Consider the following 14428-nt stretch of genomic DNA (forward strand, 5'->3'; position numbering starts at 1 on the left):
AAATGCCTGAAGCTCGCTCTCCCGTCCGTCCCGGCACTCCGTCAGGGGAGAAGGCATGGGCCATTGGCGATAAGCTGCAACTGGAGCAATTGCTGCATCAGCTCCTGAGCCGGAGCAATAATACTTCCGGTAACGCTGCTCTTCAGACAGCTTCTACTCTATTAAGCTGGTCCATCTACGGGGTAACCTACCGCTGGAATAAGGAGGGAAGGCAAGAGACCCCTGCCGTACTGGCTGGGAGACTGGTGCCCTTAATAAGCAGCGGAGTATCCATGTTAACCGCCCCTAGCACAGAATGAGGATTGACAGATCCGAATAGGTAAGGCCCATAGGTATGTCAAAAAGGGATTTCAAGAACCAGCGGAAGCTTCCGCTGTCTTTTGAAATCCCTAAGTCTGTAGCCACCGCCTAGCGGCGCGGATACATCGGATAAGGGTAGAATGCCGCCGCTGGCTGCTGGGCTGCGTAGGCGGGCATGCTTTTGGCGGGCGGGCCTATGTTCATTCCCCCGGCAGACCCTGCCACGGCGCAGCCCGGAGGCGGTCCGAGAATAATCGACTCCTTAAGCGGAGCCACGGCCTTGGCATACTCCTCTTCATTGATACAATACGCGCGCTGGATTACCTCTGCGGGAACAGCCCGCAGGAAGTCTGAACCATACACAATATCCGGTGTCGGCGCATCGAAGATCGTCAGGAAATGGGCTTGTTCGCTCTCAGCCAGAATCCAGTGGAACCAGCCCTTCGGGAAGACAGCGATTTGTCCGGCCTGCAGATGATAGGTCATCAGCTTCTGGGTGAACGGATCGAACACGGAGGTAATCAGCTCACCGCTAATCACGAAGACCATCTCTGTCACGTTCGTGTGCCAGTGCGGCTGGACGATGAAGCCTTTGCTCATATGGGCATTGAAGAACCCGTTACGTATCGCCGGAAGCTGCTCTCCAAAAAGCTGCGTAATATAATTGTTCGCATCCCGCTTATAATTAAGCACCTGGTTAGAATCGGCGGCAAGCTTCAGGTCCGGTGCCTGCAATACTGGATCAAGCATGATTTGTTCCTCCTCAGACTGGATTATAGCCTTAATTAACACTGGGCATTCGTCCAGACACTATATGCAGGGGAAGAACCGATTGACACTAAAGACAGGTGCGGACTAGATCAGACGGGCGATACTCTCAATCTCCACGGCGGAAGCTGCGAGCTGCTGCATCGAGGCGGTGATCTCCTCTGTGGCTGCGGCCTGACGTTCGCTTTGGGCCAGACAATCTGTAAGCACGGCATCCATCTGGTTAATCTTCTGCTTGATCATCTGCAGAATGCCGGCAATATCCTTCGCCGATGAAGCACTGGATACGGACATTTTGCGGATCTCCTGGGCCACGATGCCGAAGCCCCGTCCATGCTCAGCAGCATGAGCCGCTTCAATCGCTGCATTCAGCCCCAGCAGATTGGAATTGTCTGCCACCTTGCGGATGAAATCCAGAATCTCATCCGTCTGCTGCAGATCCTCGACCACCTTCTGACCCAGCTCTTTCAGATCCCCTACAGTATTCGCCAGATCCGAGGCCGTTCCCGCAATCTCTACCGAAGTCGAGCTGATCTCGTCAGAGGTCACCGCCAGCGCATTCGCTGCATCGCTAAGCGTTACCTGATTGCTGAGGCTGATTCCGATCGTGAACACACCTGTCACCACCCCGCTGCGGTCCCGGATAGGCATGGATGACGATTTAAAAGGAATCCCGTAGATCTCTCTTGGAATCGTAGTGCTGACTTCCTCCCCGCTCTCCAGAGCAGCCCGGATTCCTCCGCTGGGCGGTACTGGAGAACCCAATTCAATCTTGGCTTTCAATTCCTTCCCTTGCAGATAATAAATGAACTTGTCCCGATCCGCCAAAGCAAACATTACATCCAGCGGGAAAAGCCGCTGCACCAGGGGCAAAGATACTTCAAGTGCCTTCCGCAGCTGGTCCATTTCTGATTCTTTTTCTAATTCGTGATCGGTACTCATTGCTTCAACAGCTCCCTAATCCTATTTATTTATGTACATCTCTTATCGCTTGAATCTTATCGCTCGAACAATGTAACACAGTTGCGGCCTTCCGCCTTGGACTGATACAGCGCATCGTCGCCCAGCTTGTAGATATCCTCCTCGCGCAGTCCGTCCACAAGTACGGCGGCTACGCCAATAGAGACGGTAATTCTGCCGTATTCGGGACTGAGATCATGCTGTATCCCCAGTTCCGCGATGCTTCGTCTGATCAATTCGGCGAACACACGGGACTCTGGAGGGGTCAGTCCGGCGGCCACAATCCCGAATTCCTCCCCGCCCAGCCGGAACGCGGTTCCTTCCGCCTGTTCAGCCAACTCCTTCAGTACCCCGCCTATTCTGCGCAGTACCGTATCGCCTTCATAATGCCCGTAGGTGTCATTGAATTTTTTGAAATAATCAATATCCAGCATCAGGTAGGTTAAATACCGTTTGCTGGCAGCAGCCTTGTCCACCTCATCCAGGAACAGCTTATTGAAGTATCTGCGGTTGTACAGCCCGGTTAATTCATCGGTGATCGAGATCTTTTCAATCAGCCCGATATATTTGCTCAGCTCCCCGTTGTTGAACTCCAGCTCCTTCGTCCGCTCCGCCACCAGTTCCTCCAGATGCTCCTTGTGGCGCCGCAGCTCCTCCTCCGCCTTCTTGCGCTCAGTTATATCCTTGATCGTTCCCTGAATCGCCGGCTTATTCTGATACATAATTCTGACGACCTTGTGAATGGCGATGACTTCAGGGGACTTATCCTTATGCAAAAGCCTTGTCTCGTACTCTTCCGGTGCCTGCTTGCCCTCGACTCGTCTGGCATAATAATGCATCACCTTCTCCCGCTCCGGGGGGGTAATGAAATTCCCGAAGGGCTGCTCCAGCATCTCGCCCGGCTGATAACCGAGCATCTGCTCCAGCGCCTCATTAACATAGACACACCGCATATCCTGGACCACGAACACCCCGTCCTGCAGGTTGTTGACCAGTTGGCGGTACTTCTCCTCAGAGCGCTCAAGCTCATTATACAGACTTGCATTCTCAAGCGAGAAGACCATCTCTCTGGACAGCAGATTGATAATCTTCATCCGTTCCTCGGTGAATACGCCGGTCACCAGATTATTCTCCAGATAGATAATGGCAATCGTCTTATTCTGGTTAATCAGCGGCATGCAGACCATCGATTTCGGCTGCTGCCTCACAATATAGGGATCATTCACGAATGAAGTCTCGGAATAGGCATCATTGTAGATCAGGCTCTCCCGGCTCTTCTCCACTTGTCTGATGATGGCGACAGGCAGATTGTCCAGCTGATGCGACTCATGAATCGCCACGGAGATCCGGTCTGTGTCCACTTTATATTCCCCTTCGACCAGAAGATTGGCCTTGGAGGTCATCAGGATACAGCCCCGCTGCGCCCCGGCATTCATGATTACAATCTCCATCAGCGCTTCCAGCAGGTGGTTCAGCTCAATTTCTTTGGAGATGGCCTGCGAAGCCAGAATGATGGAATTCAGATCAATGCTCTCGGTATAATCGGTCACCGTCCTGCCGTGCATGAACTCCTTGGTGCTGATTTTCTGGGCAAGGGCGGGGTATCGCTCCTTGATGAACGCGATCTTCTCCTTGGCTCCCCAGACCGAATAATAGTATTCGGATTGTCTGAGCAAATAGGCGGCGAACTCGTTGAAGCCCTTGTCCATATAGAACCGGGCCGCCAGCTCGTTGCAGAGTGCCTTATAGCGGACGAAGCTGCCCTGCTCGCTGGCCTCGATCGCCAGATCATAATAATAGCCTGCGCGGGTGCTGTTCCCGGAGATCCGGGCCCATTCGGCCCTCATCAGATATTCATGCTGCCGGAAGGTTCCCGGTGCATTTCTGGCCCATTTGCGTACCCGGCCGAGCTCCTTGCGCATTTTGGACCTGGCCTTCCGCTTGCCGTTCACACCCAAATCCCTGTAAGCATAAGCCAGATTCAGGAAGGTATACAGCGCGAACTCCTCCATAAAAGCCGATCCGGCCAGCGTCCCGATAATCGGATACGCCCGCTCGATGTACTCCAGCGCTTCATCATGCTTCTCGTAGAGAAACAGCAGCTTCATTTTGTAAATATAATAGATCGCAATTCCCGAATAATATCTTGCTTCCTGCAATTCGTGCAGATAGACCTCTTCGCTGAAGGCTTCATTGTTGAATGAGGTACGCTCCGGCAGCTCTCCGGCAAGACTGAGATAATACTGGCGGGCCAGCTGTGCTGTGGCAAGCGACTCCTTGTACTTCGTGTTCTCAATCATAGAGATCGTACGGTCACTTTCCTGAAGCAAAGCCGGGATGTCCATCGACGGATTCCAGAGATTCACATAGAAGGCGGAATGGGCCAGGTAGAGCAGATCGCCTGTCCGCAGACTGGCTTCAATGGAGGTGCCGAACCAGTCCTGCAGCGTATCCCAAGGCTCGGTCCAGGCGTGGCTGAACAGCGTATACAGGACATGCGCCGCGCCTTTCCACTGCAGATCATTGAATTTGTCGTTAATTCTGATCCCGAGACGTCCATAAGCGAAGGCCCCCCGGGTATCCCCGAAGCCGGACAAGAGCATGGCATAGCCGATAAAAGCAAGCGCCGACTCCGGCGAATTCCCGTATTTCAGCGTCAAGCCCACCTTCTTCAGCACCACCAGACCAAACAGCGAGGTCTCCCCGGAGATAAATGCAGGCGGTATAAAGTTAATCAGCAGCCGCATCACCAGCTTCATCTCCGGGTCCTGCATCTCCGGCAGTGCAAAAATCGTCTCCGGTGTTCTCCCCCGCAGCGCGGCCTTAACGACCAGCAGCTCCTTAAGGACGGCGGGCATTCCAACCTTGGACGGAATCTTAATGCCGAGCGCCTTCAGCCCCCGCCTCCCCGAAGCAATCGACTCGGGCATCATGCCCAGATACATATAGTGATTGGTCTGCATCTCATAGATTTCCGCAATAGCCATCCGCTCCGTAGTTTGCTCCAGCAGCAGACGGCAAGCCTGATCCCCCTGATCGATGTGATGGGTGAGATAGCTGCATTCCGCATACAGCCTGTAGATCTCCGCCGCCTGCCCCGGGTCTGTACTCCAGATCTGCTCCGGGAGCAACTCCATTGCCGCTTCAAGCAGTAGGAAGGCCGAATCATACCCGTATCCTGCTTTGGCCTTGTAGGCTGCCCGCAGATTCAGAGCGACGATCTCACGCGCCTCCGAGCTGTCAGTGATTAATTCCAGCCCTTTATTAATATGGGTTGCAATATCGACCAGCTTGTCCGCGATTTCCTCCTCTCCAAGATTCCGCAGCAACAGCCGGCCGATACTAAGATGAAGCCTCTTCCCCCGTTCAGGATCAAGCAGCTGGTAGAAGGCCTGCTGAATCCGGTCATGGGCAAATTTCAGCCGGATGCCAATCTGCGCAGCCTCGCAGCCAGATTCGGCCAGCGTAGCGGAGAATATGGCGTACTTATGGTCGGCAGGGACAATATACTCTTCCTGAACCGCCCGGGTAATCGCGGCGGCAATCACCTCCGGCGCTTCCTCGCCGATTAGTGTCAGCATCCCGTAGTCGAATACGCTGCCGGCCGCCGAGCTAAGCATCAGGATATGACGGACCTCCCCCGGCAGATGCTGCAGCTGTCCTACCAGGAAATCCACCACACTGTCATGGACCGGCAGTGCCTCCAGCTGCTCCAGGCACCAGCTCCATTCCCCGTTCTGCTTGTCGAAAAAGATAATCCCGCGCCGGTGAAGATCCTTCAGCATTTCTGTCAGGAAAAAGGAATTCCCCTTCGACCGCTTGTATAAATGTCCGGTTATCCCTTCGACCCGTTCCATGCTGCTGTATAGCGTGTCAGCCACAAGGCTTTGCACATCCGTCTCTTGCAGCGGCTGAAGGTGAATACGTCCAACTTCACGATTTTTGCCGATCTTAACCATCGCGGAGAACAGCGGATGACCTTCGTGGATCTCATTCTGCCGGAAGGAGCAAATCACAAACATCCGCTGCAGATGGTTATCCAGCACCAGCTTCTCCACGAGCTGCAGGCTGGAGTAATCCGCCCACTGGACATCATCCAGGAAGAGGACGAGCGGCCGGTCCGGATGCGTCATGGCCTGCACGAACTTGGCAAAGGTCAGGAAGAACCGGTTCATCTCCTCGGCCGGACTCAGCGGTTCCGGCTCAGGCTGGGTCCCGGTCCAGACAGCAAGCTCAGGGATTAATCCCGTAATCACACCGCCGTTGCCGTCAAGCAGCCGGGTCAGCGAGCGGCTGACCTCACTCTTGTAATCCTCATCCGGACTCTCCAGCAGCTGGCTGACCAACCTGCGAAAGGCCTGTATGAGCGCACTGTAAGGAATATTCTTATTGTACTGGTCGAACTTCCCTTCCGCGAACAGCCCCTTCTCCCGGCTGATTGTCCGGTGCAGCTCATGAACCAGTGCCGTTTTGCCTGCACCTGCATCACCGGAGACCAGCATGACCTGTGAATTCCCGTTGACACTGCTGCGGAAGGCCGTCTCCAGGGTGGACAGCTCCTGCTGTCTGCCGACTACTTTTTGCGGAATGCGGAAGGTGTTCAGGAGATCCTCCGTTCCAATCACGAAATCCTCCTGCCCGGCCAGGCATTTCTTCAGATCGGCCTTGATGCCGTGCGCGCTGCGGTACCGGTCCTCCGACGACTTCTCCATCAGCTTCATAATGACCGCCGACAAGCCGCTGCTAACCCTGCCTCCGGTTGCATGGTAAGGGGAGACGGCTTCCTTTGCAATAATGGAATAGATCTGCTCCATCATCTCGGACGATGGATACGGCATGATGCCGGTCATCATCTCGTACAGGACCACACCTAGTGAATAGTAGTCACTCCGGTAATCTATATTCCGGTTCATCCGGCCGGTCTGTTCCGGTGAGATGTACAGCAGACTGCCCTCCAGCACGCCGCTGTTCTGGAAATCCCGCCTCTCCTTGGACAGCTTCACCGCAAGATCGAAATCAATCACCTGGACAATATCCCGCTCCCGGTTCCAGATGATATTCGACGGCTTGATATCCTTATGGATCACGTTCTGCTCATGTATGGAGCCCAGAATATCCACAACCTTGACCGCCAGCTTCAGTAAGGCCTCCTCTTCCGGCTGCTCTTCCGCCAGGATCCGCTTGAGCGAACGTCCGGCAATATCCTCAAGGACCATGACGTACAGACCGTTCTGCTCTTCGAGCCTCAGGGGACGGATAACCCCTTCTGTGCTGGTGCTGAGCTCTGTAAGCAGCTTATATTCCTGTTTGAAGCGCATTACGGCTTCGGTGCCGGCAAACTCCGATTTTAACACCTTGAGAATGACCGTTTCTGCGGAGGAAGCCTCTGTACACCGGTACACGGCTTTTATAGGATTATCTGAAATGGTCTCCAGGACCTGATAATGGTCATTAGCAATCATTGTACTCCACCTTTAGCCTTGTTCTCCCGTAACTTCAATATCGGCATCGAATTTAAATACATAGGCAGCGATCAGCCAGATAATCCAGCAATTCAGCCCAAAGAACAGATAACCGAAATAGCCCAGAACCGGCATCTCGGAGAAAATATGGAATTTGTCCAGATAAGGCACCGAGTATTTCCAGTAATTCGGATTGGTAGGAGCATCGTCATGGAACCACTCACTGCCAAAGTTCCAGAACTCCCAGAAGAAGCCGTTGAACACCGTAGCCAGCCCCACCAGAATGACCTTGGACCAGTCTCCGTTCTTCACCGGGGTGAAGGGGGTCCAGTAACCGGCAAGCGCCATCGCTGCGGACAGCATCGGAACCAGCGCAACCCACAGCACCCAGAACAGCAGATACGGATAATAGCCCATGCCGAAGGCCAGGATCAGCCCGAGAATATAATAGACGATCAGCCACATGCGTGACACCTTCAGCCTAGGCCCATGGCTATAACGGTTGCGGAACAGACGGAAGGTCTTGAGGAGTAAGTACCATTCGAAGATGGCCGGAAGAACCGTTGTATAGGATAAGGAGAACCAGAACACATTGCCGAAGTTAGAGAACACTTCATTATTGGGGTAATACCAATTCTCCAGGACGAAGAAATTCAGGTATTCAAAAGCAAACCAGCTGAAGCAGGACACCACCGCCAGCAGCTGCATCACATGGGGCTTGCGCGAGATGATCGAAGCTCCGTGATTTCTCCGGTAGACCAAACCGTCCAGGATCAGAATAAAGGACCACCAGAGGGGAACAAACGTGTAATGCTCCAGCGAGACAAACAGCTTCACCCGGGCCCACATCAGGAACCAGCTAAGCGCAAGCACCGGCAGGCTCCACCAGAACCAGATAGGGAAAGGGGTGGCCGCCCCCGATTTCCGGGGTGCCTCCTCCGTCTTCTTGAAGCCGAACCATCCGGGGAATACCAGGAGCAGTGTGATGATCAGGGCCACAACGCAGGCGAGCGAGAAATACAGCAGGCTGAACCCGGGGTCAGCTTCGACCTTCTGGGCCGGGAAATCCCCGTAACCCGGGGGCATCCCCTTCCATTTCGCCAGACTTCCTAGTAACGGGAGCAGAAAGATCAGTCCGAAGGTAACGATCAAGAATACTGTCTTTTTCCATGTTTTCATTGCGCAAACCCCCGCGTATGTATGTAGTTGAAAGTCGAATTTTGTTGATAATCGCTAATATTCGATAACACTCCAGTTTATTCCTGCTGACTGCACACAAAAAAATGCCCCACCGTCCATTTCCATGACGTATGGAGCAACTGTGCGGGGCATAATGCAGGTGAAAACGGGCTTCTGGCGAATTCTATTACACCAATTATTAAATCCATAAAGTCTACTTAAATGAATGATATGCCTAACACTGCAACTAATACACCTGAATAGAGTGATGTATCTTATATAAAAGGAGGGGTTATATTGTCACAGCCTAATCTGCCCAATATCACGCCAACGATCACTTTATCTCGAGATGATGTGCTTAACCTATTATTTTCTTCCATTGCAATGGAAGAGTTGGGCTTAGCGCATGTTATTAATGCCCAAGGGGAAAACATCCAATTTGCCTTGGGCACACTTCCGGGGAGCACACCTGCTACGTTGGGTGAGGTTCTTCAGATAAACAGCAGTGCTCAATCGATGCTCGATTCCGTATTCCGCACCGAAATGATGTTGGATTCAAAACTCACCTCCGCTTCCGATATTCCATCATTAGTCGGACCCACAGGAGCCACGGGGGTAACCGGCGCTGCCGGTGCAGTAAACAGCGTCAATGGATTGACGGGCAATGTTGTGTTGAGTACAGAGGCTGGTGTCTTTCCAATCAGTAACGATGAACCATCAACCCAAGATTTGAACGGATTAATCAATGCCGGGGTGTATAGCTCGGGAAATCCAAATGGTGTAGGTCCGGAACATGGTCCACTGGGAGTTGACAATCCTCCGTCATGGACGATTTACGTATCCCAGGTAGGGCCTTATATCCAGCAGTTGTATATTTCCAACCTAGCATTATATTACCGCAGTAGTACAAACAGTGGCCAGAACTGGTCAGATTGGCAAGAAATCGGTGCTCGCGGGCCAACCGGAACCACCGGTGACACTGGAGCCACCGGAGCCACCGGAGCCACCAGTGTCACCGGAGCTACCGGGGGGACGGGGGCTACTGGTGTGACGGGGGCTACTGGCGTCACCGGGGCTGCTGGATTGACAGGAGCTACCGGCGTTACCGGGGCTACCGGCGTTACCGGGGCTACCGGCGTTACCGGAGCCACGGGCGTCACCGGAGCCACCGGACTCACTGGAGCGACCGGTGACACCGGGGCTACTGGTTTAACCGGGGCTACCGGCGTCACTGGGGAGACCGGGGTGACGGGGGCTACCGGACTCACCGGAGCCACTGGACTCACCGGGGCTACTGGGGTCACTGGGGAGACCGGGCTCACTGGCGCTACTGGTTTGACAGGGGCTACCGGACTCACCGGGGAGACCGGGGTGACGGGGGCTACCGGACTCACCGGAGCCACTGGACTCACCGGGGCTACTGGCATCACTGGGGAGACCGGGCTCACTGGCGCTACTGGTTTGACAGGGGCCACTGGACTCACCGGAGCTACCGGCGTTACGGGGGCTACCGGCGTCACCGGGCCTATTATTGTAACTAACAATGCGATGTTTGAGCCCGCAACGGCTGCAGTACCTTCGACCTTAACACCTATTGTATTTCAAGAAATTTTTATTAATGGCAGCGGAATTGAACTTGGAACGCCCCCAAGCAATATCACGGTGCTCCCAAACAGCTTATATTATGTTTCGTTTACCATAACTATTGAGCTCTCTGCTGAAACAAACAATGTAACCAGTTCTGAAATGATAGTTAGATTGAACGGTAATGTCCAGCCTATAACGGTTACCGGACAAAAAAATGGCGGGATTGGAGCTACCGTGTATTTCTCTCTAGAAGGAAATGGTTTTCTTCAGACCGGCGCCACTGACAATACCATGACTCTCGATGCTACTTATAACCTAAGCGCCGGTACGGGAACTTATGTTACGGATCGGTCTAACCTGAGTATTATCCGGTTCCGTTAAACGAACAGATTCCGCTTTTTGAGGAGGATTAAGGGATGAGCAAGGGGGCAAGAGCCCCCTGCCCATTTTGTAGATAAGGAGGGAATCACTTGTCAAAACCGAACCTGCCCAATATCACCCCAACGATATCCATATCGCGGGACGATGTAATTAATCTATTATTTTCCTCTATTGCCATGGAGGAATTAGGACTGGCGCATATCCTCAATGCTGAAGGAGAGAAGATTCAGTATGCGGTCGGCACCCTTCCAGGAACCACTCCCGTTACACTTGCCGAATTAGGTCAGGTCAGCAGCAGTACTCAAGCTATGTTGAAAAAAATTATCCGCCATGAAATGATGCTGCAATCCAAGCTCCAGACAGCTGCAGATATTCGACCGGTTGTTGGTCCTGCTGGACCTATCGGAGCTCCGGGAGCAGAGGGTGGAGCACTTAGTGTCAATGGGTTAACCGGAGATGTGGCGCTCGGTGTAACAGCCGGTGTCTTTCCAATCAGCAATGATGAAGCTTCAACCAACGACCTGAATGAATTTAGAACTGCTGGTGTATACAGCAGCTCGGGAATCCCCGCTGATCCGGCTGGCCCAGTGAATGGTCCTCCGGGAGTCGCAGACCCGTCGGTATGGACGATTTATGTATCACGTGTTGGAGATTATGTACAACAGCTTTATTTTTCCGATTCGGCTTTATACTATCGCAGCAGTCAGAATGGCGGGGTGACTTATCCCGACGGGTGGCTCCCGGTTGGAGTGCAAGGTGCAACCGGGGTGACTGGGCCTGGTGTAACCGGAGCAACCGGCGTTACTGGCATGACCGGAGCGACGGGTGCCACGGGCATAACGGGCGCAACCTTGGACACAGGTGCCACGGGGATCACCGGCGCCACAGGCGTGACCGGTGCTACCGGAGTGACGGGTGCCACAGGAATCACTGGCGCTACCGGCGTCACTGGCGCTACCGGCGTAACCGGCGCTACCGGACTTACCGGTGACGTTACTGGCATGACGGGCTTGACGGGCTTGACGGGTGCCACAGGTCTAACGGGTGCTACCGGGGGTACCGGTGAGGTCACGGGCATGACAGGCGCGACCGGGCTTACCGGTGAGGTGACAGGCATGACGGGCTTGACGGGGGTGACGGGTGCCACGGGTCTAACGGGCGCAACCGGGCTTACCGGTGAGGTCACGGGCATGACTGGCTTAACCGGGGTAACAGGTGCGACAGGGGTTACCGGCGCGACAGGTTCAACCGGTGATGTAACGGGTATGACTGGCTTAACCGGGGTTACCGGCGCATCGGGCGTTACCGGCGCGACGGGCGTAACTGGTGAGACGGGCCCGACCGGCCCCGTAGCCAACAATGCCAATTTTCACCCAACGGGTTCAGTAGCAAGTGCGGCAACGAATATCACATTTATAACAAATTTTATTAATGGCTCAGGTATCTCTCTTGTGAACGGCGGCCAAGGTATTCAATTGCAACCCAATAGCTTCTACTTTGTTTCTTTTAATTTTAGAATTCGAATATCAAATGGGAGTATTCCCGTCGTTGCTTCACAAATATTGGTTTTCCTCGACGGCGTTCAACAAAATATAAGCACTGGCACGCAGAGAAATGCAGCTGGTTCTGGTTTAGCCGCCTTCACCCAGGAATCCAGCGGTTTAATCCAGACTGGTGCCGGCCCTAATCCAACGTTAACCTTGACGGCTTCTATCACTCTTGCTTCGGGCACTGCCGAGTTTAATCCCCCTACTTGGTCGAATTTGAGCATTTATCAGGTCCTGTAATTCAAAGGTAATAAGGCAAGAGCTATAAAAGCTGATGTCCTTAGGTAACTCTCCTTTTCAAAAGCGGCTTAGGATATGTCGTTTCTTCCCCTGGAAGGACGGCGTATCCTTTTTTGCATGGCCTCGTAACCGCAGCATAAAAGCAACATCTCAAAGTTGTAACCTGATTTTTAATGCGCTTTCATCCTGTTCTATGTTTTAATTGTAATAACGTTATGTACTTCATGTAATTATATGCGGGGTGTATAGATGCAGCGATTTATGATAGGTCAATATGGGGGATTTGATCCTGGCAAGTTCCACAAGGATTTCAAAGCCGAATTCTATGGTATAGAGGCTTGTTCTTTCCCGTCCGATGAAGATTGTCAGACGCTGATTGAAGCAGCACAGAAGTACGGATTCCGCACAGGAGTCCATTATCCGCTCCGCGCCAATCCTGCCAGACTAAGAGATGCCCTATTTCTCTCGCCGGATGATTACGTGCGTTCTGAAGCATTCCAGCAGATCCAGGAAGAGCTGGATTATATGGTGAGTCTACAACCAGATTACGTATTATTTCATTATCCCAAGCCGGTTATCCTAGATCCTCAGGTAGACTGGAGCTCCTGGAGATTTGCTGACAGGAAGGAATATATTTATGAGAATGAACTCTCTCTGAATGAACTGATACAGCACAGTAAAGTTCTCTTCGACTGGCTTAGCCGAAAGGGCCGGGAGTACCGGTTCCAGCCCATTCTGGAGTTCGATGGACTGAACAGTTATGTCTACCAGCATGATTTTCTGGAACAGCTCTTGCTTGCCTATCCGGATATTAAGTTGTGTCTGGATACCGGCCGATTGTATCAGCAGGATAAGCTCGACCCTAATTTCGATGCCCGTACCCTTCTGAGAAAATACACCAGGTATGCGGCATTGATCCATCTGTCGAATGTTCAGATTAACGAAGCCATCCAGCACGGCCATTACCCGGTCCTGCCGGAACTAAGCACCGAGGAGGGCTGGGCCCCGATCGAAGACTATCTGGGCATCATCCGTGAGGAGAACAGCGGAGTGAAAATCATGTTCGAGCACCGCTCAGACCTCATCTCCGCGCAAGATCTGAACCGGTGTTATGCTTGGGTAGATCATATCCTTAACGGAGTCCCTGAGAATCCACCGTCTTCACCAGCACGGTGAAGGCACAGCCGCCCCGAATATTTGTGAATGCACAGGCACATGATACAATGGGACCGTAACGACCTTGCCTTAATTTAACACAAAAGGAGTGACAATTGTGGCAATCAATGTGTACCTGAATTTCAATGGTAATACCCGAGAGGCTGTAGAATATTACGCTGAAGTATTCGGAACCGAACCTCCGCATATCATGACCTTCGGCGAGGCTCCGCCTGATCCGTCCCATCCTGTACCGGAAGAAGCCAAACACCTCGTCATGCACGCCAATCTGATGATTGCCGGCAGCCCGGTCATGTTCTCTGACGTATTCCCCGGCATGCCGTTCACGGAAGGGAATAATATCAGTCTAACGGTGACAGATTCCGATGAAGAGAAGATTCGTCTCTGGTTCAACAAGCTGAAGGAAAGCGGAACTGTACACATGGAGCTGCAGGAGACCTTCTGGAGCAAGGCCTACGGGAACCTGAAGGACAAATTCGGCATCCACTGGCAGCTCAGCCACGACAACGGACAGAACGGCTGACTCTCTCAAGAAGTTTTCTTTTCACAAAAACGGCTCAGGATATGACGGTTCTTCCCTTGGAAGGACGGCATATCCTTTTTCTGTATGGCCTCGTATCCGTAGTATCCGTTGCATAACCGCAACATCTCAAAGTTGTAACCTGATTTTTAATGCGCTTTCATCCTGTTCTATGTTTTAATTGTAATAACGTTATGTACTTCAGAGACAATTTCATAATTAAAAACCCTTGCTATACCTGGTTTTTTTGAGCATAGAAAAAGGAGTACCTCCCCAAATTCTCGAAGTTATAGGTGACGAAACCAACA

At 52.7% G+C, this 14428-nt stretch carries 9 protein-coding genes; 5 read left to right on the forward strand and 4 right to left on the reverse strand.

Translation table 11 applies throughout. From position 1 onward, the window contains the following. Positions 1 to 2 precede the first annotated feature (2 nt). On the forward strand, positions 3 to 299 hold the full coding sequence (locus tag ACFSX3_RS28560; protein WP_209992642.1) for a hypothetical protein: 297 nt from the start codon (positions 3 to 5) through the stop codon (positions 297 to 299). 109 nt (positions 300 to 408) lie between these two features. Here ACFSX3_RS28560 and ACFSX3_RS28565 read toward each other — a convergent pair whose 3' ends face one another. The 4 genes from ACFSX3_RS28565 to ACFSX3_RS28580 all read right to left on the reverse strand — a co-directional run bounded on the left by ACFSX3_RS28565 (position 409) and on the right by ACFSX3_RS28580 (position 8669). Continuing rightward, positions 409 to 1050, reverse strand: coding sequence for a cupin domain-containing protein (locus ACFSX3_RS28565; protein WP_209992643.1), 642 nt, complete (start codon positions 1048 to 1050; stop codon positions 409 to 411). A 105-nt stretch (positions 1051 to 1155) separates the two neighbouring features. Continuing rightward, positions 1156 to 2010: a methyl-accepting chemotaxis protein gene (locus tag ACFSX3_RS28570; protein WP_209992644.1), complete on the reverse strand. Its 855-nt coding sequence runs from the start codon at positions 2008 to 2010 to the stop codon at positions 1156 to 1158. A 56-nt stretch (positions 2011 to 2066) separates the two neighbouring features. Continuing rightward, positions 2067 to 7490, reverse strand: coding sequence for a diguanylate cyclase (locus ACFSX3_RS28575; protein WP_209992645.1), 5424 nt, complete (start codon positions 7488 to 7490; stop codon positions 2067 to 2069). 12 nt (positions 7491 to 7502) lie between these two features. Beyond that, positions 7503 to 8669: a small-conductance mechanosensitive channel gene (locus tag ACFSX3_RS28580; protein ID WP_209992646.1), complete on the reverse strand. Its 1167-nt coding sequence runs from the start codon at positions 8667 to 8669 to the stop codon at positions 7503 to 7505. A gap of 516 nt (positions 8670 to 9185) precedes the next feature. On the opposite strand from ACFSX3_RS28580, the gene ACFSX3_RS28585 reads away from it, so the two are divergent. The 4 genes from ACFSX3_RS28585 (at position 9186) to ACFSX3_RS28600 (ending at position 14123) form a co-directional block, all read left to right on the forward strand. Continuing rightward, positions 9186 to 10637, forward strand: coding sequence for a hypothetical protein (locus tag ACFSX3_RS28585; RefSeq protein ID WP_417629284.1), 1452 nt, complete (start codon positions 9186 to 9188; stop codon positions 10635 to 10637). 89 nt (positions 10638 to 10726) lie between these two features. Further along, positions 10727 to 12424, forward strand: coding sequence for a hypothetical protein (locus ACFSX3_RS28590; RefSeq protein WP_379256242.1), 1698 nt, complete (start codon positions 10727 to 10729; stop codon positions 12422 to 12424). A gap of 249 nt (positions 12425 to 12673) precedes the next feature. Continuing rightward, entirely contained in the window at positions 12674 to 13600 is a 927-nt protein-coding gene (locus tag ACFSX3_RS28595) for a TIM barrel protein (protein ID WP_209992648.1), read from the forward strand. Positions 13601 to 13697: 97 nt separating this feature from the next. After that, the gene (locus tag ACFSX3_RS28600; RefSeq protein WP_209992649.1) at positions 13698 to 14123 is read left to right on the forward strand and encodes a VOC family protein; all 426 of its coding nucleotides are present in this window, start codon (positions 13698 to 13700) and stop codon (positions 14121 to 14123) included. Positions 14124 to 14428: the final 305 nt, after the last annotated feature.

The organism is Paenibacillus rhizoplanae (assembly GCF_042684125.1).
GTDB lineage: Bacteria > Bacillota > Bacilli > Paenibacillales > Paenibacillaceae > Paenibacillus_AQ > Paenibacillus_AQ rhizoplanae.